The organism is Virgisporangium ochraceum, assembly GCF_016863655.1.
Taxonomy (GTDB): Bacteria; Actinomycetota; Actinomycetes; order Mycobacteriales; family Micromonosporaceae; genus Virgisporangium; species Virgisporangium ochraceum.
Map to the genome: position 1 here is coordinate 16,617 of NZ_BOPH01000018.1, position 22,326 is coordinate 38,942.

22 protein-coding genes are annotated in these 22,326 nt (G+C 71.0%); 14 read left to right on the forward strand and 8 right to left on the reverse strand.

Annotated elements, in window-relative coordinates:
- Window positions 1–1,203: 1,203 nt before the first annotated feature.
- On the reverse strand, window positions 1,204–2,628 hold the full coding sequence (locus tag Voc01_RS06725) for a C40 family peptidase (protein ID WP_203926399.1): 1,425 nt from the start codon (window positions 2,626–2,628) through the stop codon (window positions 1,204–1,206).
- Between the two features lie 179 nt (window positions 2,629–2,807).
- On the opposite strand from Voc01_RS06725, the gene mqnE reads away from it, so the two are divergent.
- The 4 genes from mqnE (at window position 2,808) to Voc01_RS06745 (ending at window position 6,653) form a co-directional block, all read left to right on the forward strand.
- Complete coding sequence (gene mqnE / locus Voc01_RS06730; protein ID WP_203926400.1) at window positions 2,808–3,977, forward strand: aminofutalosine synthase MqnE; 1,170 nt, start codon at window positions 2,808–2,810, stop codon at window positions 3,975–3,977.
- A 76-nt stretch (window positions 3,978–4,053) separates the two neighbouring features.
- Window positions 4,054–4,440, forward strand: coding sequence for a hypothetical protein (locus Voc01_RS06735; protein WP_203926401.1), 387 nt, complete (start codon window positions 4,054–4,056; stop codon window positions 4,438–4,440).
- Window positions 4,437–4,694, forward strand: coding sequence for a DUF4229 domain-containing protein (locus Voc01_RS06740; RefSeq protein WP_203926402.1), 258 nt, complete (start codon window positions 4,437–4,439; stop codon window positions 4,692–4,694). The genes Voc01_RS06735 and Voc01_RS06740 overlap by 4 nt, the downstream gene beginning before the upstream one ends.
- 90 nt (window positions 4,695–4,784) lie before the next feature.
- The gene (locus Voc01_RS06745) at window positions 4,785–6,653 is read left to right on the forward strand and encodes a M14 family metallopeptidase (protein ID WP_203926403.1); all 1,869 of its coding nucleotides are present in this window, start codon (window positions 4,785–4,787) and stop codon (window positions 6,651–6,653) included.
- A gap of 21 nt (window positions 6,654–6,674) precedes the next feature.
- Here Voc01_RS06745 and Voc01_RS06750 read toward each other — a convergent pair whose 3' ends face one another.
- From Voc01_RS06750 to Voc01_RS06770, 5 genes are all read right to left on the reverse strand, one after another.
- Entirely contained in the window at window positions 6,675–8,321 is a 1,647-nt protein-coding gene (locus Voc01_RS06750; protein WP_203926404.1) for an alpha-amylase family protein, read from the reverse strand.
- 30 nt (window positions 8,322–8,351) lie between these two features.
- Complete coding sequence (locus Voc01_RS06755; RefSeq protein WP_203926405.1) at window positions 8,352–8,744, reverse strand: hypothetical protein; 393 nt, start codon at window positions 8,742–8,744, stop codon at window positions 8,352–8,354.
- Entirely contained in the window at window positions 8,737–9,096 is a 360-nt protein-coding gene (locus tag Voc01_RS06760) for a hypothetical protein (protein ID WP_203926406.1), read from the reverse strand. The genes Voc01_RS06755 and Voc01_RS06760 overlap by 8 nt, the downstream gene beginning before the upstream one ends.
- Window positions 9,093–11,096, reverse strand: coding sequence for a HelD family protein (locus tag Voc01_RS06765; RefSeq protein WP_373873789.1), 2,004 nt, complete (start codon window positions 11,094–11,096; stop codon window positions 9,093–9,095). The genes Voc01_RS06760 and Voc01_RS06765 overlap by 4 nt, the downstream gene beginning before the upstream one ends.
- Window positions 11,097–11,252: 156 nt before the next feature.
- Entirely contained in the window at window positions 11,253–12,626 is a 1,374-nt protein-coding gene (locus tag Voc01_RS06770; protein WP_203926408.1) for an ATP-binding protein, read from the reverse strand.
- Between the two features lie 90 nt (window positions 12,627–12,716).
- Here Voc01_RS06770 and Voc01_RS06775 point away from each other — a divergent pair, with 90 nt between their 5' ends.
- Window positions 12,717–13,307 carry an ArsR/SmtB family transcription factor gene (locus tag Voc01_RS06775; RefSeq protein ID WP_203926409.1) on the forward strand — a complete coding sequence of 197 codons (591 nt, stop codon included), beginning with the start codon at window positions 12,717–12,719 and terminating at the stop codon, window positions 13,305–13,307.
- 61 nt (window positions 13,308–13,368) lie between these two features.
- Window positions 13,369–14,604, forward strand: a complete 1,236-nt coding sequence (locus Voc01_RS06780) for an MFS transporter (RefSeq protein WP_203926410.1) — start codon at window positions 13,369–13,371, stop codon at window positions 14,602–14,604.
- On the opposite strand, the gene Voc01_RS06785 is transcribed toward Voc01_RS06780, so the two are convergent.
- Window positions 14,590–15,459: a serine hydrolase gene (locus Voc01_RS06785; RefSeq protein WP_203926411.1), complete on the reverse strand. Its 870-nt coding sequence runs from the start codon at window positions 15,457–15,459 to the stop codon at window positions 14,590–14,592. The genes Voc01_RS06780 and Voc01_RS06785 overlap by 15 nt on opposite strands.
- A gap of 37 nt (window positions 15,460–15,496) precedes the next feature.
- On the opposite strand from Voc01_RS06785, the gene Voc01_RS06790 reads away from it, so the two are divergent.
- A complete protein-coding gene (locus Voc01_RS06790) occupies window positions 15,497–16,333 on the forward strand; it encodes a menaquinone biosynthetic enzyme MqnA/MqnD family protein (protein WP_203926412.1) in 837 nt (278 codons plus the stop codon).
- Here the strand turns inward: Voc01_RS06790 and Voc01_RS06795 are convergent.
- Window positions 16,330–17,229, reverse strand: a complete 900-nt coding sequence (locus Voc01_RS06795) for a serine hydrolase (protein ID WP_203926413.1) — start codon at window positions 17,227–17,229, stop codon at window positions 16,330–16,332. The two genes, Voc01_RS06790 and Voc01_RS06795, sit on opposite strands and share 4 nt — an antisense overlap.
- Window positions 17,230–17,355: 126 nt before the next feature.
- Between Voc01_RS06795 and paaA the strand changes: the two genes are divergently transcribed.
- Genes paaA through Voc01_RS06830 form a run of 7 tightly spaced genes read left to right on the forward strand, consistent with a single transcriptional unit; the run spans window position 17,356 to window position 22,317 of the window.
- Window positions 17,356–18,417, forward strand: a complete 1,062-nt coding sequence (gene paaA, locus Voc01_RS06800; protein WP_203926414.1) for a 1,2-phenylacetyl-CoA epoxidase subunit PaaA — start codon at window positions 17,356–17,358, stop codon at window positions 18,415–18,417.
- Window positions 18,414–18,692 (forward strand): 1,2-phenylacetyl-CoA epoxidase subunit PaaB, encoded by a 279-nt coding sequence (gene paaB / locus Voc01_RS06805; protein ID WP_203926415.1) that lies wholly within the window; start codon window positions 18,414–18,416, stop codon window positions 18,690–18,692. The genes paaA and paaB overlap by 4 nt, the downstream gene beginning before the upstream one ends.
- Window positions 18,689–19,360: a 1,2-phenylacetyl-CoA epoxidase subunit PaaC gene (gene paaC / locus Voc01_RS06810; protein WP_203926416.1), complete on the forward strand. Its 672-nt coding sequence runs from the start codon at window positions 18,689–18,691 to the stop codon at window positions 19,358–19,360. Before paaB ends, paaC begins: the two co-directional genes overlap by 4 nt.
- Complete coding sequence (paaD, locus tag Voc01_RS06815; protein WP_203926417.1) at window positions 19,357–19,827, forward strand: 1,2-phenylacetyl-CoA epoxidase subunit PaaD; 471 nt, start codon at window positions 19,357–19,359, stop codon at window positions 19,825–19,827. The genes paaC and paaD overlap by 4 nt, the downstream gene beginning before the upstream one ends.
- The gene (paaE, locus tag Voc01_RS06820) at window positions 19,827–20,924 is read left to right on the forward strand and encodes a 1,2-phenylacetyl-CoA epoxidase subunit PaaE (protein ID WP_203926418.1); all 1,098 of its coding nucleotides are present in this window, start codon (window positions 19,827–19,829) and stop codon (window positions 20,922–20,924) included. The genes paaD and paaE overlap by 1 nt, the downstream gene beginning before the upstream one ends.
- Window positions 20,921–21,562 carry an ECF RNA polymerase sigma factor SigK gene (gene sigK, locus Voc01_RS06825; RefSeq protein ID WP_275423698.1) on the forward strand — a complete coding sequence of 214 codons (642 nt, stop codon included), beginning with the start codon at window positions 20,921–20,923 and terminating at the stop codon, window positions 21,560–21,562. Before paaE ends, sigK begins: the two co-directional genes overlap by 4 nt.
- On the forward strand, window positions 21,559–22,317 hold the full coding sequence (locus Voc01_RS06830; protein ID WP_203926419.1) for an anti-sigma factor: 759 nt from the start codon (window positions 21,559–21,561) through the stop codon (window positions 22,315–22,317). Before sigK ends, Voc01_RS06830 begins: the two co-directional genes overlap by 4 nt.
- The last annotated feature ends 9 nt before the right edge of the window (window positions 22,318–22,326 follow it).

Here is a 22,326-nt window from a genome sequence, read left to right on the forward strand (position 1 = left end):
CGCGGATCCGGCGCCACCGGCCAACGCGCTCGCAGAGCCGACGCCCGGCAGGCTGGCCGAGCCACCCGCCGAGCCACCCGCCGAGCCACCCGCCGAGCCACCCGCCGAGCCACCCGCCGAGCCACCCGCCCAGTCAGCCGCCAACCGAGCGCCCAACCCCGCTGCCGAGCCACCCACGGAACCCGCTACCGAGCCACCCGCCGACTCCGCTGCCGACCCTCCGCCCGTCTCGGACGCACCTGCCGAGGACCCACCCAACACCGAGTTCTCACCCGACGCCGCAGCCCACCCACCGCTCGAACCACCGCGTGCGGGCAGCTCGGGCTCGGACGTGCTCGCCCACCCGCTGCTGGCCGCACCGCGAGCGGGTAGGTCCGGTTCCGGCGTGCTGGTCCAGCCACCGCTCGCCGCTGGCCGCGCGGGCGGCTCGGGCGCCGACGGCACAGCCGGAGGCGGCACCGCCGATGGCGGTACGGCCGGCGACGGTGGAGCCGACGATGGCGGAGCGGCGGCCCGGCCCGGGGACTCGCCGAACGGCTGGGCGAACGCGGCCCACGGCGAACCCAGGTCAGGAGTGCTGGGCTGCCGGCGCGGGAGTTCGCCTGCCGCACCCAAGGGACCCGATGGCGGTGAAACCGGCCGGTCCGCGGGCGAACCAGCGGGAGAGACCGGCGAGCCGAAGGGAGAAGCGGACGCGGCACCGAAAGGTGGCGCCGGCGGAGGAGGCGGGCCGAACGGCGACGACGGTGACGAGTACGGCGACGCCGGGGGACCCGACGAAACAGCAGGCGCAGCGGGCACGGAAGGAGGCGCGGGCGAAGCCGGTGGCGTCGCGCCGGGCCATAGGGTCCCGCCGCCCATGATCATCGATGGTGGGTTGTACTCGTCGTCGTCTTCGTCGACGGGATCGCCCAGGGGTTCCAGTTGGGCGCCCACCGGTGGGGGTGGGGGCATGGGCGGGAACTCGTCGGCGTTCAGCTGTGGCGAGCCCGACGACGGGGCGGCCTGTGCGGCCTCGGCCAGCGGACCGCCCGGCCAGGCCGACGGCTCCGACTCGACCCCGGCGACCACCGCCGTGCCGCACGTGGGACACGCCGCGGCCCGCTCGGGCAATGGATCCCCACAGGCTCGGCAGCGCACCGCCTCAGGCCCTTCCATGACCGCCTCCTAGCCTGCAGAGCTTGGAGCCCCGCAGTCTAGTCGTTAGCCTCCCGAACTCGCCGCGCCGGCGCCACTGCTCGCCGCCTTCGACGAACTGGCCGCCTTTGAACTGCTGGACTGGGCATTTCCGCCGCCTCCGCCCGGATTGGGCGTCGGTGACGTGGTTCCCGCGGGTGACGACGGCGGGTTCGACGGCGGCGGGCTCGACGGCGGCGGACTCGACGACGACGAGGACGAGCTCGGCGGCTGCGACGACGACGAAGATGACGACGACGAAGACGAGGACGAGGACGACGAGCTGGACGAGGACGAGGACGAAGAAGACGACGACGAGGAAGACGAGGAGCCGCCGCTCGCGCCCGGGTCGTCGACCTTGACTGCCTCCAGCGGACGGGCGGCGCCGTAGTAGCGCGTCCACCACACCGACGAGATCTGGACCTTCTTACCCGTGGTCGGCGCCTGGATCATCCTGCCGTCGCCGATGTACAGGCCGACGTGGTGGATGCCCACCCAGGATCCCGACGGTCCGAAGAACACGAGGTCGCCCGGCAGCAGGAACTCCTTGCTGGCGACCTTCGGGGTGCTCCGGTACTGCTCGTTCGCGATACGGGGCAGGGTCTTGCCGACGGTGCGGTACGCCGCCCACATCAGGCCGGAGCAGTCGAACGTGTTCGGGCCCTCGGCGCCGAACTCGTACCACTTGCCGATCTGCTTCGACGCGTAGTCGATCACCTTGGCGACGTCGGGGTGGGGCTTGTAGCCGTTGGAGGCGCCCAGGTTGTAGGCCGCGCCGACCGAGGCCTCGTACGCCTCCAGTTCGGCCTCGGCACCGGGGTTCGCCGCGAGCGCGGCCTTCGCCTGGTCGTAGGCGAGCTGGGACGCGTTGAGGCGTGACACGAGGCCGGCGTGGGCCGACCGGGCGGAGGCCACCGCGTCGACCGCCGTGCGGGCGATCGCCTCGGCGCGGGCCAGCTCGCGGGCGGTGCCCTCACCGCCGGCCTGCTCGCCGAGCGCGGGTGTGACCTTCGACAACCGGTGCAGGTCGTTGGCGTACTCGCCGAACGGACCGAGTGCCTTCGAGGCCTTGTACGCGTCGGACGCCGCGGAGTCGGCCTTGGCGCGGAGCTCCTCGACCTTCCTCTCCGCCTCGCGCGACTCGTTCTCCTTGGCCAGCAGGTCGGCCTGGCTGCGCGCGACGTCTTCCTTGAGCTTGAGGAGCTGACCCTCGAGCGTCTGGACCTGCCAGGTCGCGGTCTGCTGCTGCTGTGCGGCGGGGCTGAGACCGGCCGGGATGTTCGGGTTGGTGGTCGACTCGCCGGCACCCGCCGCCGCTGCCGGCGGCCTGGCGCCGCCGTCGGGGACGGTCGGGTTGGTCGGCTCCGCTCCCGCCGGATGGGCGAGGATCAACGCGGCGACGGTACAGGTGGAAATGACCGAGGCGAGGAGAGTCGCCCGAGTCCTACCCATCTTGTGGATCATGCCTCCGCCTCGTTGCGTGCCGTAGCCGTCTCGGTCCTTGTTACCTCAAACACCTCGCGGGTGTCGACACTCATCGAACAGTTCGCACCCAATTGCCAGCTTCGAGGTCCGCCCAGCGGCGCTCGTGGCCGGCGAGGATGCGCTGGTCGCCGGTTAGGCTCGTCGGTGTGGACGCGGGACGCAAGCGGGAACTGGAAGAAAAGGTCTACTCGGGTGAGCGGCTGACCAGGGAGGACGGTGTCGCCCTGTACGAAAGCGACGACCTCACCTGGCTCGGACGACTGGCACATCACGTGCGGACCGAGAAGAACGGTGATCGGGTGATGTTCAACGTCAACCGGCACCTCAACCTCACCAATGTCTGCTCCGCATCCTGTGCATACTGCTCGTTCCAGCGCAAGCCGGGAGAGAAGGACGCGTACACGATGCGCATCCACGAGGCGGTCGCCAAGGCCAAGGAGATGGAGGACGAGCAGCTCACCGAGCTGCACATCGTCAACGGTCTGCATCCCACGCTGCCCTGGCGGTACTACCCGAAGGTCCTGCGCGAGCTCAAGGCCGCGCTGCCGAACGTCTCCCTGAAGTGCTTCACCGCGACGGAGATCCAGTGGTTCGAGAAGATCTCCGGCCTTCCGGCCAGTGACATCCTCGACGAGCTGATCGACGCCGGTCTCGCCTCGCTCACCGGCGGCGGTGCCGAGATCTTCGACTGGGAGGTGCGGCAGCACATCGTCGACCACGCCACCCACTGGGAGGACTGGTCGCGCATCCACCGCCTCGCCCACGAGAAGGGGCTCAAGACCCCCGCCACGATGCTCTACGGACACATCGAGGAGCCGAAGCACCGGGTCGACCACGTGCTGCGGCTGCGGGAACTGCAGGACGAGACCGGTGGTTTCGTGGTGTTCATCCCGCTCCGTTACCAGCACGACTTCGTCGACTCCGCCGATGGCAAGGTCCGCAACAAGCTGCAGGCCCGCACCACGATGGCGTCTCCCGCCGAGTCGCTGAAGACGTTCGCGGTCTCGCGGCTGCTGTTCGACAACGTGCCGCACGTGAAGTGCTTCTGGGTCATGCACGGGTTGTCGGTGGCCCAACTCTCGCTGAACTTCGGGGTGGACGACCTTGACGGCTCGGTCGTCGAATACAAGATCACCCATGACGCGGACTCGTACGGTACCCCGAACACGATGCACCGCGAAGACCTGCTCACCCTGATCGGCGACGCCGGTTTCGTCCCGGTCGAGCGCAACACCCGCTACGAGGTGGTCCGCGAGTACCCCGCGCCGGTTCCGCTGGCCGAGCGGCGCAAGGAACCCCAGCAGGTCATCGCCTAGGAGCCTGGTTGTCCACAGACTTGCACACACCCCTGTGGACAACTGGCTAGTTATCCACAGGCGTTAGGCTCTGGCGGTGCCTACCGCTGCCGTGAAGCCGCCTCGCGGACTGGGTGAGCTGCTGCTCGCCGGTGCCGGTGGCGTGGTGCTCGGCGCTGTTCTGGTGGTCGTGGTCGATCTCGTGTTCGCGCTGGCCAGCCTCGGTGGTTTCGGCACCGCCAGCGGGGTGCTCGCCATTCTTCCGGCCGTTTTCGTGTACCTCGAGGAGTACCGGAAGCAGCCCCTTTTCTGGCTCGCCATCCTGTGTGCGCTACTTGCCCTGATTCTTGCGCTCGGTTCCGGCTACGGCATCGCGACGGTCACCGGGTTGCCGCCGCTGTGGTCGGGAATCGTCGCCGCGATGGTGGGCGCGGTCGTCTATGCCGTCCTCTGGCGGGTCGCAACGAGAGGAAACAACCAATGAACCCGATGATGAAGTACACGCTCGCCCGGTTGGGGCTGTTCATTGCGGCCGCGGCGGTGCTGCTCGTGGTGCCGATCGAATTGAACCCGTTCCTCAGGCTCGGCATCGCGCTCATCGCGTCCGCTATTTTGTCTTTTTTCCTCTTGCGCAAGCTTCGTGACGATGTCGCGAACCAATTGGCCGACTCGGCCCGCGACCGGGCCGACCGCAAGGAAAAACTACGCAGCGCGCTGGCCGGCGAAGAGCAGGACTGAGGTTATAGAGGCACCGCTATATAGGCGTCTATTGATTAGCGGGGCATCGAAAGGAGAACATGAGCGGAACCCGATCGCAGGAGGCGACGCATGGGTTCCCTCATCAAACGGTCCAAAATCGTCCTCGGCGTCACGGCGGCCATCGCCCTCGTGCTCGCCGCCGCTCCGGCGGGTGCCGAACCACGGCAGACCGCTGAGACGTCCAGCCAGTACCAGGTCATCGGCCCGAAGACGTGGGATGACCGGAACAAGGTCGCCGCGACGGGGGCGTCGGTCGACTCGATCGAACACGGGAAGCTGTACATCACGGCCACGCCCGCGGAGGCGACGGCCATCCGCAAGCTCGGGTTCGGGCTGGTCGAGGAGCCGAAGGCGGACTCACACGCGCACGCCGACGCCCACGCCGACGACGTGCAGACGTTCGACTTCCCCGCGGCCGACTCGGCGTACCACAACTACGCGGAGATGACCGCGGAGATCAACCAGATCGTCGCCGACCACCCGACGATCGCGCAGAAGGTCCAGTACGGCACCAGCTACGAGGGTCGCGCCCTCATCGCGCTGAAGATCTCCGACAACGTCGCCACCGACGAGAACGAGCCCGAGGTTCTCTACAACGCGCATCAGCACGCGCGCGAGCACCTCACCGTGGAGATGGCCCTCTACCTGGCCAACATGTTCACCAACGACTACGGCAGCGACTCCCGGGTCACCAACGTGGTGAACAGCCGCGAGATCTGGATCCTGCCCGACGTCAACCCCGACGGCGGCGAGTACGACATCGCCACCGGCTCCTACCGGTCGTGGCGCAAGAACCGCCAGCCCAACAGCGGCAGCAGCGCGGTCGGCACCGACCTCAACCGGAACTGGTCGTACAACTGGGGCTGCTGCGGCGGCTCGTCGGGCAGCACCAGCTCCGAGACCTACCGCGGCCCGTCGGCGTTCTCCGCGCCCGAAACAGCGGCGTTCCGGAACTTCGTGCTCGGCCGGCGGATTGGCGGCGTCCAGCAGATCAAGATGAACATCGACTTCCACACCTACTCGCAGCTGATCCTGTGGCCGTACGGCTACACGACGGCCAACACGGCGCCGGGCCTCAACGCCGACCAGGAGCTGACGTTCCGCACGATCGGCCAGCAGATGGCCGCGACCAACAGCTACACCCCGGAACAGTCAAGCGATCTCTACATCACCGACGGCGACAGCATCGACTGGATGTGGGGCGACCAGGGCATCTGGGCGTACACGTTCGAGATGTACCCCGGTAGCTCCGGCAGCGGTGGCGGCTTCTACCCGCCCGACGAGGTCATCCCGGCGCAGACGTCGCGCAACCGCACGGCGAGCCTGATCCTCGCCGAGTACGCCGACTGCCCCTACCGCGCCTCGGGCCTGCAGGGCACCTACTGCGGCGCGCCGGGCACCACGGTCTACTCCGACAACTTCGAGTCGGCCACGGGCTGGACCACCAACCCGAACGGCACCGACACGGCCACGACGGGCGCGTGGGAGCGCGGCAACCCCGGCGGCACCAACTCCAGCGGGGTGAAGCAGGTCGACACGACGCCGAGCGGCAGCAACGCGCTCGTCACCGGCGCCGCGGCCGGCACCGGCGCGGGCGACTTCGACCTCGACAGCGGCACCACCAGCGTGCGGTCGCCGGCGGTCACGCTGCCCTCGACCGGAACGCTGACGCTCAGCTACCGGTGGTACCTGGCACACGGCAGCAACGCGTCGAGCGCCGACTTCTTCCGGGTCAGCATCGTCCACAGTGGAGGAACAACGGTCCTGTTCACCCAGGCCGGCGCCGCCAGCAACAGGAATGGCGCCTACGCCCCGGGTAGCGTCAACGTGAGCGCCTACGCGGGCCAGAGCGTGCGCATCGTGTTCGAAGCGGCCGACGCCTCGGGCGCGAGCCTCGTCGAGGCGTCCGTCGACGACGTCACCATCGTTCAGAGCTGATGGGACCCGCAGCGCCGTCGTCTACGCGGCGGCGCTGCGGCGTACCCGGATCCAGCGGTAGCCGTACCCGTCGAGGGCCAGGTTCTTCAGGCCGTCGAGCGGTTCGTAGTCCCGGTCGGCGAACACCTGGTTCAGCTCGGTCGCCTCGCCCGACAGCGAACTCAGGTCCACAGTGGATGGTTCGTCGGACAGGTTGTGCAGGAACACCATCGTCCCCGAGGCGCCGTCGGCGCGGTGCACGAGCACGCCCCGCGACACCGGGACGTCGACGTGCGCGCACGTGCCGCAGCCGACCTCCGGGCTCTCCCGCAGCGTGTGGATCATCCGCTCGAACCAGTTCAGCAGCGAGTCGCGGTCGTGGCGCGCGTCGTCGACGTTGACCTTCTTGAACCCGAAGTCGCCGCGGGACACGACCGGCCGGATGAGGTCGGCCGACTTCGCCGACGAGAAGCCCGCGTTGCGGGCGCCGGACCACTGCATCGGCGTGCGGATCGCGTACCGCCCGTCCTGCGCGAGGTCCTCACCCATGCCGATCTCGTCGCCGTACCGCAGCACCGGAGTGCCGCGGAGCGTGAACTGCAACGAGTACGCCAGTTCCAGCCGTCGCCGGTCGCCGTTCATCATCGGCGCCAGCCGCCGCCGGATGCCCCGGTCGTAGAGGCGCATCCGCTCCTCCGGGCCGAACTCCTCGAAGACGTCGGCCCGCTGGTCGGCGGTCAGGCGCGACAGGTCGATCTCGTCGTGGTTGCGCAGGAACGTGGCCCACTGGGCGCCGTTCGGCAGCGCGGGAGTGTCGCGCAGCGCGTCGATGAGCTGCTCGGCGTCCTTGCGGGCCAGCGCCAACGCGAGCCGGCTGTTGAGCATGAAGTCGAACAGCATGTGCAGCCGGCTGTGCGCGCCACCGTCGTCGGTGAAGTAGCGGCGCAGTTCGTCGGGCTCGACGTTCGCCTCGGCCAGCAGGATCGAGTCGCCGCGCCGCCACTGGGCGTGGGTGCGCAGGTCGGCGAGGAACTCGAAGTCCTTGGGACTGTTCGGGTTCCCCGGCTCGGTCTTCTCGATGATGAACGGCACCGCGTCCATGCGGAACCCGGCGACGCCGAGCTGCAGCCAGAACGCCACGATGCGCTTGATCTCGTCGCGCACCTCGGGGTTGTCGATGTTCAGGTCCGGCTGGAAGTCGTAGAACCGGTGGTAGTACCAGGCCTGCGCCTCCTCGTGCCAGGTCCAGGTCTCCTTCTGCTCGCCGGGGAACACCATGCCCTGGAACCGGTCGGAGGGTTCCGTGTCGGACCAGACGTACCAGTCGCGCTTGTCGCCACCGGCGACCGCGTTCCTGAACCACGGGTGCTCGTCGGAGGTGTGGTTCACCACCAGGTCGATCATCACCTTGATGCCGAGGTTCTTCGCGCGGTACAGCAGTTCGGCGAAGTCGCCCAGCGAGCCCAGCCGGGGGTCGACCCCGTAGAAGTCGGTGACGTCGTACCCGTCGTCACGCCCCGGCGTCGGGTGGATCGGGTTCAGCCACAGGCAGGTGACGCCCAGCCGGCTCAGATAGTCGAGCCGGCCGATGAGCCCCCGGATGTCGCCGACGCCGTCGCCGTTCGAGTCGGCGTAGGTGTCGACATCGAGGGAGTAGATGACGGCCTCGGTGTACCAGCGCGGATCCATGCACCTCGGCTTGCCCGCGAGGCGCGGAAGCTAATCGCGCCCGGCCCGGATGAGCCAGATCAACCCGAGTACCGGCAGCACGAGCGGGATGAACCCGTACCCTTCGCCGAAATGCGACCACACCGTGGGATCGGGGAAGTCCTCGGGTTGCAGGTAGCTGATCGTCCCGACCGTCACCACGCCGACCAGTTCGATCGCGCACGCGACAAGCGCGACCCGCCGCGCCGTCTCCCCGCCCTTCGCGAGCGCGACCGTCGCCACCACGTAGATCGCGGCCGCGAACGCCGACAGCAGGTAGGCGGCGGGGGCGTCGGAGAACTTGGTGACCAGCTGGTACCCGGCCCGCACGCTCGCCGACAACGCGAACACCGCGTACACGAGCAGCAGCGCCCGCCCCGGCCCGATGTTGATCCGTCTAGCCACCGAGCCCCCAGATCTGCAGCAGCCGCAGGAACAGCGGCCCCAGCACCAGCGCACCCGACGCGAGGATCACCGACCCCCACTTCGTGGGTTCCAGCTTCGCCAGGTAGATCGCGGCCGGCTCGAGGATCAGCGCGGTGAGGAGGTACCCGACCAGCAGGCCGGCCTGCACCTCGCGTCCACCCGCGATGAACGCGACCGCGACCACCGCCCACAGCGCGACCAGCGCCGACAGCACCCACGCCCCGGTGAACAGCGCCCGCCCCGGCGCACGGTCGAGCCGGGCGGCGACGAACCCCCACACCGCGTACGCCAGCCCGGCCGCGATGATCACGTAGCCCAGCGCCTCGATCACCCGGAAAGTGTGTCAGACAGCTGATCGGGCAGCGGCTTCGCGTGCACGATGTCGAGCCGGGACACCGCACGGGTCAGCACCACGTACAGCCGGTTGAGGCCGCGTGGCTCCGCGCTCGCGATGTCGGCCGGCTCGACCACGATCACGTGGTCGTACTCGAGGCCCTTCGCGACCGTCGCCGGGAGGACGGTGACGCGCGATTCGGCCTCGACCTCGTCGGCGCTCGCGGTCTCGATGCCGGCCTCCGCCAGCGCGGTGCGCAGCCCGGCCACGGCGGCGTCGGGCGCGATCACGCCGACCGACCCCTCGATCGCGAGCGCCCGGCGGACCGCCGCGACCGTCGCGCCGGGCACGTCGGGGTCGGCCACGTCGCGCAGCTCACCGTCGGCGCGGAGGGAAACGGCCGGGGGGACGTCGACAGCCAGTGCCGGGAGGAGCCGGTTCGCGAGGACGAGCACCGCGGCCGGAACCCGGAAGCCGGTGGTCAGGGGCACCACGCGTCCGCCCGGCTTGCCCAGGTGCGCCAGGCTCGCGGCCCACGTGCCGGCGGCCCAGGGCGCGGTGCCCTGCGCGAGGTCGCCGAGCACGGTGAGCGACCCGTGCTCGCTGCGGCGGGCGATCGCGCGACACTGCATCGGCGACAGGTCCTGCGCCTCGTCGACCACGACGTGCCCGAAGCTCGCCGGCCGGTCGAGGAGCCCGTTCGCCTCGTCGATGAGCACCGCGTCGGCGGCGGTCCAGCGCGCCGACTTCCACGTCTTGGGCGGCTTCGCCCACCGGATCGCGGCCTGTTCCTCCGGGCTCAGGTCGGTTCCGCCGGGATCCGTGAGCAGCTCCGCCACCAGTTCGGGGCCGGTGACGGCCGGCCACACCTCGTCGAGCAGCGCGACGACCGGCTTGCTGCGGCCCATCCGCCGCAGCCACGCGTCGCTGGGCGAGTCGCCCCGCCGGTTCTCCGACTGCCGTTGGATCAACGCGACCACCCGCGCCCGCACCCGCTCGCGCCCGATCGCGTAGGCCGGGTTCTCGCGCCGCACGTCGTCGACGATGCGCCGCAGCGGCTCGGCGGCGATGCGCCAGCGGTACGAGTCGTCGGGGACGGTCAGCGGCTCGGTCGGCCTGCGGACCCGCCGCCAGAGTGCCGTCGCCAGCACGTCGGCCATCTTCGCGTCGTGCTTGACCGTGGCGGCCTCGGGGGTGTCCGTCGCCCTGACCGGCACGCTCCCGACCAGGTCGTCCACTGTGGACTGGTGCACGTCGAGCTCGCCGAGCGCCGGCAGCACGCTCGCGATGTAGTGCAGGAACGCGGTGTTCGGCCCGACGATGAGCACGCCCGAGCGCTTCAGCCGCTCGCGGTGGGTGAACAGCAGGAACGCCGCCCGGTGCAGGCCGACCGCGGTCTTACCGGTACCCGGTGCGCCCTGCACGCAGATCGTGTCGCCGAGGTCGGCGCGCACCAGCTCGTCCTGTTCCGGCTGGATCGTGGCGACGATGTCACGCATCGGCCCGACGCGCGGACGCTCGATCTCGGCCGTGAGGATGCGGCTCGACGTGCCGAGCTCCTCGCCGCGGTCGAGGTGCTCGTCTTCGAAGCTGGTGAGCTCTCCGCGCATGAACCCGAACCGGCGGCGCACCCGCACGCCCTGCGGATCCTTCGCGCTGGCCTGGTAGAACGACCGCGAGATCGGGGCGCGCCAGTCGAGCACCATCGGCTCGCCGGCCTCGTCGGTGACGTGCCGCCGGCCGATGTGGAACCGGTTGTCCTCGACGAGCTGGAGCCGGCCGAAGAACAGCGGGGTGTTCGGGTCGTCGGCGAGCTCACGCACCCGGCGGGCCATGTGCCGGCCGAGCTGCTCGGCGGTGTACGCGTCGCCGGCCACCTTGTCGCCGGTGGAGAACAGGGCCTGGGCGTGCTCGCGCATCCGCCGCAACGCCGCCCGCGACGAGGTGAGGTGGTGCCGTTCGGATGCGAGGTCGGAGTCGAGATCTGTTACGGGCACGCTGAACATTCCTTACAGGGCGTCCGGGTACTCGCTCGCGTATCCGGGGGCGGCTCGGGCCCACCCCGGCGCGGAGACGTCCGCTGCGGTGCCGTCACACCGCGGCCGTCAAGCGGCCAACCAGGCTACGCCGGATGCCGGCACGCGGAAACCGAATTACCCGTCGACCAGGTCGGCGGGGGTGAACGTCCTGACCTCGGAATGGCCGGCCAGCGTCGCGTCGGCACCGCCCCGCGACCAGAACGCGTACAGCAGGGCCGGCTCCGGCAGGTGCGCTGACCGGCGCTGCAGGTCGCCGAGGTCGCGGACGGTGAGCGGGGCGGCCTGCCAGCGGCATTCGCCCACCAGCACGGGCTGGTCGCCGGCGAGCGCGAGCATGTCGATCTCCACGGTCTCGTCCTTCCACCAGCGACCGACGACCGTCTCCGGCGGGAACGCCTCCGCCGCCACCAGCCGGCGCGCGTGGTCGCGGGCGGCGGACTCGAAGACCTGGGCGAGGTGCGCCTGCCACCGCCCGGCCGTCCGCTGCCGCACCGCCGGCCCCTGGCCACCCTCGATCAGGTCGGCGTCGTCGCGCAGGACCCGGAACCAGTAGGCCAGGTAGTCGTCGGCCACCTCGTACAGCGGGTCGGAGGAGCCGGTGCTGCCGAGCGACCGGACCGTGCGCACGTAGCCGGCGCGCTTCAGCCGGTCGAGCGTGTAGTCGATGCGCTGCTGCGCCCGGCCGGCGATCCGCGAGCGCCGGCGCGCCCCACCCGCCATCGCCGTGAGCACCCGCTCGTACCCGCCGCGCCAGTCGAGGTCCTCCGACAGGATGTCGGGGGCGTCGCGGAGCAGCAGCCCGCCCGGGGTGAACGCGAGTTCCTGGAGGTTCTCCGCCGTCGACCGGTCGGGCGACCAGCGGCTGAGGTGCAGCGGGTAGCCGCCGCAGGCCGCGTACGCCTCGACGAACTCGGCCGGCGGCAGGTCGGGCTGGAACGCCCGCGCCTCGACCAGGGAGAACGGGTCCATCCGCCGTTCGACCCCGGCGCGGCGGTGCAGGCCGCCCTTCGGTCCCAGCATCTGTTCCATGACCGCGACCGCCGAGCCCGTGAGCACCAGCATCAGCCGCTGGCCACGCACGTGGTTCTCCCACACGGCCGAGACGGTGTCGGCGAAGTCGGCGTGCCCACCCGTGAGGCGCGGCGCCTCGTCGAGGACGACCAGCAGCGGGTCGGTGCGGGCCAGCCCGGCCACGAACCGCAGCGCCGCCTCCCAGGTAGGGAACGTCTCCGGGACCAGGTCGCGCACCTCGGCCTCGAGCTGCTCGTGGAGAGCCGCGGCGAACCGGCGGAGCTGGCGGTCGTCGGAGTCCTGGCGCGTCGCGGTGAAGTAGACCGAGCGCTTGTCGCCGGCGAAGTGTGTGAGCAGGAACGTCTTGCCGATCCGGCGGCGGCCCCAGACCACGGCGAGCTCCGGCCGGCCGGCGGTCACGCGGGCCCAGGCCTGTGAGAGCTCCGCCAGTTCGGCGGCCCGGCCGATGAGGGTCACCAGGTCAAGGTACTACAAACAGCTTGTAGTACAAACTGTTTGTACTGCTGTCCGGGTCGGTGCCGTCGCCGGGAGTGGCAGTCTTAGGGCGTGGCAGACGACGCACCCCAGCGGGCCAGGATCAGTGACCCGGTCGTGATGCGGGCGCTCGCGCATCCGGCCCGGTTGACCATCCTCGAGGAACTGGCCCTCGGCCGGGCCGGCACCGCCACCGAGTTCGCGACGGTCTGCGGGCTCACCCCGAGCGCGACCAGCTACCACCTGCGGGCGCTGGCGAAGGCCGGCCTCGTCCAGGAGGCGCCGAACCGCGGCGACGGCCGCGAGCGGGTCTGGCAGCTGGTGGCGGCCGGCGGAATCGAGGTCGGGTCGGGCCCCGGCGGCGATCCCGACACGATGAAGGCCGAGCAGGAGCTGGTGCTGATCTGGCTCGCCCGGGTGGAGGCCCGCACGCGGAGCTGGGTGCTGCGCTGGCAGGACGAGTCGCAGGAGTGGTACGACGCGACCTCGATGCGCGACAGCCTGATCTCCGTCACCGCGGCGGAGCTGGCCGAGCTCAACAGGAAGGTCTCCGCGCTGATCGAGCCGTACAGCCGGACGAACCGGCCGGAGCCGCCGCCGGAGTCCCGCACGCTGGCGATCACGTATCGAACGGTGCCTTTGCCGGAAAAACCGGACGCCTGAGCAAACCTGATCTCGAACCGGGGTATTGCCTACCCGAGATGTGAAGCACATACTTCGAAACATGTCCTTCACGACGACAGATCAGCGGGACGACTGGCGCGACGTCTGGGTCGCCGCTGGCGCGCGGGCCGTGTCGCTGGGTGGGGACTTCCTCGCCGCGACCGCGTTGGTGCTGGCCCTGGAGGAGCGGGGCGACAACGGCTTCGGTGTCGCGGCGTTGCTGCTGGCCAGCACGGTGCCGATGGTGCTGCTCGCCCCGCTCGGCGGACGCCTGGCCGACCGCTTCGACAGCCGTCGCATGCTCACCGCGGTCGGCCTGGCGCAACTGGTGTGCTGCGTCGCGATGGCGTTCACGACGCACCCGGTGGCCCTCGTCGCGCTCGCCGCCGCCCTGTCGGCCGGCCTCGCCATCAGCCAGCCGACGTTCGCGGCGCTGATCCCGGCGATGGTGCGGCGGGACAGCCTGCCGAAGGCGATGGCGATCGGACAGACCGCGAACTCGATCGCCATGATCGCCGGACCGGCGCTGGCCGGCTTCCTGGTGGCCGGCTTCGGGCTGCGGCTGCCGCTGCTGCTCAACGCGCTCACGTACGCGGCCGTGGTGGTCGCCGGCCTCCTGCTGCGCACCACCCGCGGCCGGGCCGCCACGGCGCAGAGCGACGAGAGCACCAGACCCTGGCGGCTGCGGGCCGACCCGCTGCTCATCCGCCTCGTTCCGGCGGCCGCCGTGGCGATCGGCGCGATCAGCGTCGTGAACGTGGTGCTGGTCTTCTTCGTCCGCGGCACGCTGGGCGCCTCCGCCGCCGCGTACGGGCTGATCGACACCGTGCTCACGGTCGGGCTCGTCGGCGGCGCCTGGATCGTGACCCGCATCGCCCGCGGCGACGAGTCGCTGGCCCTCGGGCTGATGGTGTCTCTCGCCGGGATGGGGCTGGTGTTCCTCGTCGCGTCGGCGGTGCCGACCGTGCTGTGGCTCGTGCCGCTCTACCTGGTCGGTGGCGTGTTCAACGGTGGGCTCAACTCGGTGGTCGGCCTGCTGGTCGCCCGCAGGGTGCCGGCCGGGTCGCGGGGCCGGGCGATGGGCGTGCTCTCGGGCGCGTCGAACGCCGCCGTCACCGTCGGCTACGTGAGTGCCGGCCTCCTGATGCAGGTGCTCACGCCGCGGCAGTGCCTCGCCGCGAGCGGGCTGGCAGGTGTGCTGACCATGGTCGCTTTCGCGGTCCCCATCATGCGGGCGGCGAGGCGGCCGCAAGCGGCCGACGAGCCGCGACCCACGCCGGCGCTAGTCACTCCGTAGCTGCTCGGCGACCTTGCGGCAGATTCCCGCGCCGTGGTCCTTGCCGAGGCTGCCGGCGTGGCGGGCCAGCACGCCGAGCGTCCAGCCGTTGCCGATGGCCAGGCAGGCGATGTGCCACTGCTTGTCGTCGCGCAGCAACCAGCCGTTCTTCACCGCGACCTGCTCGGCCGGCGGCGCGATCTCGATCACGCCGAACCGGCCCGGCCCGCGCACCGCGCGCATCTCGCCGAGCAACCAACCGGTCCACTCGGGGCCGGCGGCGCGCCCGTCGGCGATGCACGCGGCCAGCCGGGCCACGTCGCGGGCGGACATCTTCGTGAGGCTCCAGGAGTTCTGGACGCCGGTGGTCTCGGTGAGCGCGCACAGCGAGACCATCCGCCGGATCGAGCCGAGGTTGCCGTTGGCCTTGTGGAACTCGAAGGTGTAGGTGGTGTCGCTGTCGCGGATCATCCTGCTCAGCCGCCGCATGGTCTCGCCGCTCGGCTTCTGCTGCTTCTCGCCGGCCCGGCGCAGGTAGTCGGCGGCGACCCAGGCCTTGCTCATCGAGGCGGTGTCGCTCGGCGCGGCGATGTTCGGCGAGCCGGTGACCGTGCCGGTCGCGGTGTCGAGCAGCGCCCACGACCAGAAGCCGGGCGAGCTGACCGCCACCGGTCCGGCGGCGAGGAAGGGGCCCGCCGTGGTCGGGGTGGGTGCGGCGCTCGCGGCCGCTTCGGTGGCTTGAGGGGACCCGGACGCGCTGGGCGGCATGAAGTAGACGGGCCCGTCGTCGCTGGTCAGAGCCAGGGGGACCGCGACCGCAGCGGCCAGCAGCACGGCGACCGCGGCCGTGAGAACGAGCACTGCGTGCCGCCGCACGGAGGGCAATCTACCGCCGGACGGGCAGTATTGCGGGGTGACCGTTCGCCGTCCCCGTGTGGGCCACATCCAGTTCCTCAACTGTCTGCCGATCTACTGGGGGCTGATGCGGTCGGGTGCCCTGCTCGACGTCGACCTGCACAAGGACACCCCCGACCGGCTCAACGCCGCCCTGGTGGCCGGCGATCTGGACATCGGGCCGATCTCGCTCGTCGAGTACCTCCGGCACGCCGACGAACTGCTGCTCCTTCCGGACCTCGCGGTCGGCAGCGACGGGCCGGTGCAGTCGGTGATCGTCGCGTCCACCCGCCCTCTACACGACCTCGACGGCCGTCCGGTTGCGGTCGGGTCGACGTCACGCACCGGCGCGCTGCTGGCGCGGATGCTGCTCGCCGACCGGTTCGGCGTGCGGCCCACGTACTTCAGCAGCCCGCCCGACCTCGGCCGCATGCTGCAGGAGGCCGACGCGGCGGTGCTGATCGGCGACATCGCGCTGCGCACGGTGATCTCGCCGGGCAACCTGGTGATCACCGACCTGGGCCAGGCCTGGCGGGAGTGGACCGGGCTTCCGATGGTGTTCGCCGCCTGGGCCGTGCGCCGCGACTTCGCCCTTGCCCACCCGGGCCTTACGAAGGACGTGCACGAGGCGTTCCTGCGCTCCCGCGAGCTCTGCCTGGCCGAGCTCGACGACGCCGCGACGGCCGCCGCCCGCTGGGAGCCGTTCGACGCGGCCACGCTGGCCACGTACTTCCGGGTGCTCGACTTCTCGCTCGGCGAGCGCCAGGTCGCCGGGCTGCGCGAGTTCGCCCGGCGGGCCGCCGCCCGGGGCGAGGCACCGGCCCTCCCCGACGGCGGCCCGATCTTCTTCGGTTAGGCCGTCGTTCCCAGCTGTACCGCCACCTGTTTGCAGATGTTGGCGCCGTGCGACAGGCCCAGCGTCACCGGGTACTGGGCGAGCACGCTGAGCGCCCAGTCGTCGGTGATGGCCAGGCAGGCGATGTGCCACTTGCCGTCCTTGCGGTTGATCCAGCCGTTCTTCATCGCCACCCGGGCGGCGACGTCGGGCGGGAACGCGTTGATGATCCCGAATCGGCCGGAGCCCCGGATCTGACGCATCTCGTGCATGAGCCAGGGCGTCCACTTCGGGCCGGCGGCCCGGCCGTCGGCGAGGCAGACCCCGAGACGGGCACCGTCGCGGGCGGAGACCTCGGTGGTGCTCCAGGAGCCGGACGGGACCGGCCGGCTCTCGGTGAGGCCGCAGGTACGGATCATCCGGTTGATCGACGTGGTGCCGCCGTTGAGCGCGTTGTAGGTGATGGCGATCGAGTTGTCGCTGTCGCGGATCATCTGGCTCAGCGCCCGGAGCCGGCTGTCCTCGACGCCCTCGCCGCGGTCGCTCTGCCGGCGCAGGTAGTCGGCCGCGATCCAGGCCTTGATCATCGAGGCCGTGTCCGACCGGGTCGTGGCGTTCGCCGAGCCGGTGAGGGCGCCGGTGCGCCGGTCGATCAGCGACCACGACCAGAACCCGGTCGTGGTGATGCTGACCTGCCCGGTGCGCAGCGTGCGGGCGGTGCCCGCGGGCGCCGGCTGTACCGCCTGTACCGGTGGCGGAACCGCCACCCCGTCGCCGAGGTTCGCTTCCATCGCGGTGCCCGGACGTGGCGGCTGCTGCCCCGGGGTGTGGGCGGTGCTGACCACGTCGGGCATCAGCAACATGGCGGCGGCGCTCATGACGACCGCCGCGATGAACGGTGTGCCGCGTATAACCATATTTGTACCTTGCCTGGTGTAATGCGACTTAGCTGCCTTCTTGCGAAACAACATGCGAAACCGGGTCTGAGGTTGCGGTGTTACAGCATGTTGCGCTCATGGACAGGTGGCTGTAACACTTGCGGGGTGTACGGCAACGACTTCGCGCCGGACGAAACCGGCCTGCTCGCCGAGGTGGAGCAGGCCGAACGTGCCCTGCTGGCCGCGGCCGAGGCCCCCAGCGGTGCGCTGCACTTCGACGACCTGGTGGCGGCCGAGCAGAAGATCGAGCCGCGCGACTGGATGCCCGACGCCTACCGGAAGACGCTGATCCGGCAGATCGCGCAGCACGCGCACTCGGAGATCATCGGCATGCAGCCGGAGGGCAACTGGATCAGCCGCGCGCCCACGCTCAAGCGCAAGGCGATCCTGCTGGCGAAGGTGCAGGACGAGGCCGGTCACGGCCTGTACCTCTACGCCGCGGCGGAGACGCTGGGCGTCAGCCGCGAGGAGCTGGTGAACCTGCTCCTCGAGGGCCGGCAGAAGTACTCGTCGATCTTCAACTACCCGACGCTGACGTGGGCCGACATCGGCGCGATCGGCTGGCTGGTCGACGGCGCGGCGATTGTCAACCAGGTGCCGCTGTGCCGGTGCTCGTACGGTCCGTACGCCCGGGCGATGATCCGGGTCTGCAAGGAGGAGTCGTTCCACCAGCGGCAGGGCTACGAGATCCTGTACACGCTGTCGCACGGCACGCCGGAGCAGAAGGCGATGGCCCAGGACGCGGTCGACCGCTGGTGGTACCCGTCGCTGGCGATGTTCGGCCCGCCCGACGGCGACTCCACCCACTCCGAGCAGTCGATGGCGTGGAAGATCAAGCGCTTCTCCAACGACGACCTGCGGCAGAAGTTCGTCGACATGTGCGTGCCGCAGGCCGAGATCCTGGACCTGAGGATCCCCGACCCCGACCTGCGCTGGAACAAGGAGCGCGGCGTACACGACTACACCCAGCCCGACTACGCCGAGCTGATGCGCGTGATCAAGGGCGACGGGCCGTGCAACCGGCAGCGCATGGAGCACCGCCGCAGTGCCCACGAAGACGGCGCCTGGGTGCGCGAGGCCGCCGCGGCCTATGCCCAGAAGAAGGCAGATGCCAAGAAGAAGGCGGACGCCAAGAAAGCGGACGCCAAGAAAAAGGTAGCGGCATGACCTCGCCGCTGTGGGAGGTGTTCATCCGGCCGCGGCGCGGGCTGGCCCACACGCACGTCGGCAGCGTGCACGCGCCCGACGCGGAGACCGCGCTGCGCAACGCCCGCGACGTCTACACCCGCCGGCAGGAGGGCGTGTCGATCTGGGTGGTGCCGGCCGCCGGGATCACCGCGAGCAGCCCCGACGAGAAGGACGCGTTCTTCGACCCGGCCGCCGACAAGGTCTACCGGCACCCGACGTTCTACGACGTGCCCGAGGGAGCGCCGCACATATGAACGACCTGGCGCTCGCCGACGACGCGCTGATCGCCGCCCAGCGGCTGGCCGAGTGGTGTTCCCGCGGCCCGGAGCTGGAAGAGGACATCGCGCTCGCCAACATCGCCCTCGACCAGCTCGGCACCGCGCGGCTGCTGCTCACCCGCGCCGGTGCGGAGCTCGGCCGGACCGAGGACGACCTCGCCTACCTGCGCACCGACCGCGAGTTCCGGAACTGCCTCCTGGTGGAGCTGCCGAACGGCGACTTCGCCGTGACGATGGTCAAGCTGCTGTTCCTCTCCGCGTACCAGAAGCTGCTGTACGAAACCCTGGCCCCCGAGGACGACATCGCCGCGAAGGCCGTGAAGGAGAGCGCCTACCACCTCGACCACGCCACGCTGTGGGTACTGCGGCTCGGCGACGGCACCGAGGAGTCGCACCGGCGCGCCCAGCAGGCGGTCGACGACCTGTGGCCGTACACGCACGAGCTGTTCGAGCCGCCGTTCGAGGCGCTGCGCGAGGGCTGGTCGGTCACCGTGGAGCCGGTGCTCGCGGAGGCCACGCTCGCGCGTCCGGAGGACCGGTGGCGGCCCACCGGCGGTCGCGCCGGCGTGCACACCGAGCACCTGAGCCGGCTGCTCGCCGAGATGCAGGTGCTGCACCGCGCCCACCCGGGTGCGACCTGGTGACGGCCGTCGAGGAGGCCGTCGCGGCCGTCCGGGATCCCGAGATCCGCGTGCTCACCATCGCCGACCTCGGCATCCTGCGCGGCGTCGCGGAAGAAGGCGGGCGGGTCACGATCACGATCACGCCCACGTACACCGGCTGCCCGGCGATGGACGTCATCCGCCGCGACGTCGAGAGCGCGGCGCGGCGGGCCGGCGCCGCCGAGGTCGAGGTCCGTACGGTGCTGTCGCCGCCGTGGTCGACGGACTGGATCTCGGAGACGGGACGCGCGAAGCTGGCCGCCGCGGGCACCGCCCCGCCCCCGGCGCGCACCCGGCCGGGTGCCGTCGCGCTGACGCTGACCATGCGCTGCCCCCGGTGCGGCTCGGCCGACACCGAGGAGCTCAGCAGGTTCGGGTCGACGGCGTGCAAGTCGCTCTGGCGGTGCCGGTCGTGCCGCGAGCCCTTCGACTCCGTCAAGGCGCACTGATGACCGAGGTCGTCATCCGGCGCCCGGTGAAGCGCCGGCCCACGTTCCACCCGCTGCCGGTCGCCGCCGTCGACCGGCTCACCGACGACGCCGTGGCGGTGACGTTCGCCGTACCGGAGGAGCTGTGGGCCGTCTTCGGGTTCCAGGCCGGCCAGCACCTCACCGTCCGCCGGCCCGGTGCCGACGACCGGCGCTCGTACTCGATCTGCTCCACGCCGCGCGACCTGGCCGAGACCGGCCGGCTGCGGATCGGCGTGAAGCAGGTGCCCGACGGCGTGTTCTCCACCTGGGCGTGCGGCGGGATGTGCCCCGGCGACGTGGTCGACGTGCTGCCGCCCCTGGGCCACTTCACCACCGCGTTCGACCCGGACCGTAGCCGCCACTACGGCGCGGTCGTGGCCGGGTCGGGGATCACGCCGGTGCTGTCGCTGGTGACCGCCGCGCTGGAGACCGAGCCGGAGAGCCGGTTCACGGTGCTGTACGGCAACCGGTACGCGCGCAGCGTCATGTTCGCCGAGGAACTGGCCGACCTGAAGGACCGCTACCCGACCCGGTTGCACCTCGTGCACGTGCTCTCGCGCGAACCGCAGGGCGCCGACCTGCTCTCCGGCCGGCTCGACGGCGAGCGGCTCGCCCGCGTCTTCGCCAGCGGCCTGGTCGACCCGGTGAGCGTCGACGAGTGGTTTCTCTGCGGCCCGTACGGCCTCGTCGTCGACGCGAAGGGCGTGCTCGGCGGGCGCACGCGGGTCCACACGGAGCTCTTCCACGTCGACGCGGAGCCGCCGCCGGCGCGCGAACGCCCGACCACGGCGGACGCCGCCGCCGCGACCGTGACCATCCGGCTCGACGGCCGCGAGTCGACGTTCGAGATGGCGGCCGACGAGCGGGTGCTCGACGCGGCGCTCAAGGTACGGCCGGAGCTGCCGTACGCGTGCAAGGGCGGGGTCTGCTCGACGTGCCGCGCCAAGGTGGTCGAGGGCCGGGTCGAAATGGCCCGCAACTTCGCGTTGGAACCGGACGAAACGGCCAGCGGCTACGTTTTGACGTGCCAGTCGGTCCCCATGACGCCGAAACTCGTGGTCGACTACGATTCGTGACCCATCCGCCCGGCGACGAGCCTCGAACACAGGACATGCCACCCCTGCAACGAGGCCGTGTCTACCGGAGCCAGCCCGCTCCGGACCCGCCCGACCCCGCGAAAGACCCCAATGAGCTGCTGAAACGGGTCGCACGTGGAGACGAGGGCGCGTTCGCCACGCTGTACGACCTGGTGTCGGCCCGCCTCTACGGCCTGGTGCTGCGGGTGGTGCGCGACCCGGCGATGGCCGAGGAGGTGGCGCAGGAGGCGCTGGTGGAGGTGTGGCGCGGCGCCGCGCGGTTCGACCCGGCGAAGGGCTCGGCGGTGTCGTGGATGCTCACGATCGCCCACCGGCGCGCCGTCGACCGGGTGCGCAGCGAGCAGGCGGCCAGCGACCGGATCCGCAAGGCGGCGACGTCGGAGGTGGCGTACGACGACGTCGTCGAGCAGGCGACCACGCGCATCGAACGCCAGCAGGTGCGGCGCTGCATCGGCAACCTCACCGACCTGCAACGCGAGGCGGTACTGCTCGCGTACTACCGGGGGTATACGTACCGGGAGGTGTCGGAGGTGCTCGACACCCCGCTGCCGACGATCAAGACTCGGATGAGAGACGGACTGATCCGGCTCCGCGACTGCCTGGGGGTGACGACATGACCGACGTGCACTCCCTGTCCGGCGCGTACGCCCTCGACGCGGTCGACGACCTCGAGCGGGCGGCCTTCGAGCGGCACCTCCGCGAGTGCGACACCTGCTCCGTCGAGGTGCTCGAACTGCGCGAGACCGTCGCCCGGCTGTCCGACAGCGTGGCCGTCGAGCCGCCGCCGGCGCTGCGCGACTCCGTTCTGCAGGCGGTGGCCCGCACGCCGCAGGCCCCACCGGGCCGGTCCACCGCGCAACGCAGCGCCGCCGCGTCGGCGAAGCGCTGGCGCCGCTTCGCCGCGGCGTCCGTCGCGGCGGGGGTGATCGCGGTCGGCATCGGCGTCGGCACGTGGACCGTCGCGAACCGCAACGTCGACGACGCCAACCGGGCGACCGCGGTGGCAGAGGCCCGCGTGGAGCAGTTCGAGCGGGTGCTGGCCGCGCCCGACGCGCTGCTGTTCAAGGGGACCGGCAGAGACGGCGGAACGGTCAACGTGACGGTGTCCCGGTCGCTCGACTCGGCCGTGGCGGGCCTGGAAGGGCTGCCCGACCCGGGCGAGGGCCGGATCTACCAGCTCTGGATGATCCCCGCCGGTGACCCGGCGACCGTCGCGAGGTCCGTGGGCCAGGTGCCGAGCGCCGCGGCGCCGACCGCGCATCTGGTGACGGCGGTCGGCGACGCGACGACGTTCGGCGTGACGATCGAGCCGGAGGGCGGCTCCCCGCGTCCGACCCTGTCGAACCTGGTGGCTCAGGTCGCGCTGACCTGAGCGCGGGCC

Coding starts and splice junctions, on each gene's coding strand:
- Voc01_RS06725 (WP_203926399.1), bottom strand. CDS start 2,628: ATGGGTAGGACTCGGGCGACTCTCCTCGCCTCGGTCATTTCCACCTGT.
- Voc01_RS06740 (WP_203926402.1), top strand. CDS start 4,437: ATGAACCCGATGATGAAGTACACGCTCGCCCGGTTGGGGCTGTTCATT.
- Voc01_RS06745 (WP_203926403.1), top strand. CDS start 4,785: ATGGGTTCCCTCATCAAACGGTCCAAAATCGTCCTCGGCGTCACGGCG.
- Voc01_RS06750 (WP_203926404.1), bottom strand. CDS start 8,321: ATGGATCCGCGCTGGTACACCGAGGCCGTCATCTACTCCCTCGATGTC.
- Voc01_RS06780 (WP_203926410.1), top strand. CDS start 13,369: ATGTCCTTCACGACGACAGATCAGCGGGACGACTGGCGCGACGTCTGG.
- Voc01_RS06795 (WP_203926413.1), bottom strand. CDS start 17,229: ATGGTTATACGCGGCACACCGTTCATCGCGGCGGTCGTCATGAGCGCC.
- paaB (WP_203926415.1), top strand. CDS start 18,414: ATGACCTCGCCGCTGTGGGAGGTGTTCATCCGGCCGCGGCGCGGGCTG.
- paaC (WP_203926416.1), top strand. CDS start 18,689: ATGAACGACCTGGCGCTCGCCGACGACGCGCTGATCGCCGCCCAGCGG.
- paaE (WP_203926418.1), top strand. CDS start 19,827: ATGACCGAGGTCGTCATCCGGCGCCCGGTGAAGCGCCGGCCCACGTTC.
- Voc01_RS06830 (WP_203926419.1), top strand. CDS start 21,559: ATGACCGACGTGCACTCCCTGTCCGGCGCGTACGCCCTCGACGCGGTC.